Raw genomic sequence first — 593 nt, forward strand, 5'->3', positions numbered from 1 at the left:
ATCCTGCACGTTGCGCACGATGCTGGCGCGGCGGGCCTGCGTCTCGGGCGTGTCGGGCAGCAGCTCGGCGGCCATGCGGATGCGGCCGAGCGGGCTGCGCAGGTCGTGCGAGACGCCGGCCAGCAGCACGGCCCGTTCGCGCTCGTGCTGCTGCAGGCGGACGAGCAGGTCGCGGTAGGCGACGTCGATCGCGGCCACCTCGGGCGAGGCGGTCGCCGGGGCGGCGGCCGGCGCGGCCTGGCCGGGCTGGTGCGCCTGCATGCGCTCGCGCAACTGCTCGAGCGGGCGCGTCAGGCGCCGCGTGAAGCGCCAGCTGACGCCGGCGACCAGCACGCTCGTGATCAGCAACGCGAGCAAGGTGCGCGCCGACCACGCCGGCACGACCACCTGCCCCGCGACGCCCAGCCATGTCGCAGGCCGGCCCGGAGGTGTCACGTGCAACCACAGCATCGGCTCGCCGCGGCCCGTGCCCAGCCGCACCTCGTCGACCGGCACGTCGCGCACCGCCAGTGCCTGGCGGAGTGCCACGAAGCGCGGCGCGTTGCGCGCGGTGCGCCGGGATTCCGGCGGGGCCGACTCGCGCTGCTGCACGG

At 76.6% G+C, this 593-nt stretch carries 1 protein-coding gene; it reads right to left on the reverse strand.

Translation table 11 applies throughout. The features are described 5' to 3' along the window. Positions 1-528: histidine kinase dimerization/phospho-acceptor domain-containing protein (locus AC1DXV_RS35190; RefSeq protein WP_477938126.1), on the reverse strand; the 528-nt coding region annotated here is incomplete at its 3' end. Positions 529-593: the final 65 nt, after the last annotated feature.

The sequence above is a fragment of the Rhizobacter sp. P3_C12 genome (assembly GCF_056402735.1).